Consider the following 520-nt stretch of genomic DNA (forward strand, 5'->3'; position numbering starts at 1 on the left):
ACTACTTTGGGCATCTTGTCCTCTAACGGTTAATGGAAAAGAAGGCCGGACGCGCTTGGTGCTTGGGCGAAGGCGGGAAAACTGAAGCGAAGACAACGCTGAACCGGTGTTATAAATAATAGCAGCGGGATCTGGATGAGGCTCCGGGGGTTTGTCCTAATGCTCGCGACGCTCATGGTGGGCGAGGATTCACGCGGCGACAGGGCGCAAAGGGTCCCGCGGCTTGGCGGTGCTCGTTGCTATAATTGATTATCACGTACGAAGTGAGTGACACAAAGTGGGTCGCACGGGACATGGCAATAGTAAATTCGAATTCGGTCCGACCGATTACATCCCGCTCGGTCTCGGAGCAGGTGACTGCTGAACTTCGCCGTTTGATCCTGTCGGGTGAACTCGCGCCCAGCCAGAGCCTGTCGCTGCGCAAGCTCGCTGACGCACTGAACGTCAGTTTCATTCCTGTACGCGACGCGCTGAACGTTCTCGAAAGCGAAGGGCTGGTCCTGAATCCGCCTGGTCGTGG

The 520-nt window shown here is 56.7% G+C and carries 1 protein-coding gene; it reads left to right on the forward strand.

Translation table 11 applies throughout. The annotated features are described in order from the left end of the window. Window positions 1-293 precede the first annotated feature (293 nt). A partial coding sequence (locus CIC12_RS33840) for a GntR family transcriptional regulator (protein ID WP_168662561.1) occupies window positions 294-520 on the forward strand: 227 nt, incomplete at its 3' end.

The sequence above is a fragment of the Paraburkholderia sp. SG-MS1 genome (genome assembly GCF_012275575.1).
GTDB lineage: Bacteria > Pseudomonadota > Gammaproteobacteria > Burkholderiales > Burkholderiaceae > Paraburkholderia.